General features: G+C 62.1%; 1 protein-coding gene. It reads left to right on the top strand.

Annotated features, from left to right (window positions below; all coding sequences use genetic code 11):
* A partial coding sequence (locus tag WLY71_RS31165) for a cadherin-like domain-containing protein (RefSeq protein WP_347806623.1) occupies window positions 1-224 on the top strand: 224 nt, incomplete at both ends.

The following is a 224-nucleotide window of genomic DNA, read 5'->3' as shown; positions in this document are numbered from 1 at the left end:
AGCACCGCGACCATCGCCAACGTCGGCACCCTGGTGCTTGCCGCCAATGGTGCCTACACCTTTACCCCGGCGGCCAACTACAACGGTAGCGTGCCAACGGTCAGCTATACCGTCACTGACGGCTCCGGTTCTGACGTCACCTCGACCTTGAACATCAGCGTGACCCCGGTCGATGACAGCTTCACCGACATCAGCGAAACCGTGACCACCAGCGAAGACGCCCC

The sequence above is a fragment of the Pseudomonas rossensis genome (assembly GCF_039888995.1).
GTDB lineage: Bacteria > Pseudomonadota > Gammaproteobacteria > Pseudomonadales > Pseudomonadaceae > Aquipseudomonas > Aquipseudomonas rossensis.
The sequence above is the reverse complement of the archived record's forward strand: the minus strand, read 5'-3'. Positions and strand labels throughout refer to the sequence as shown.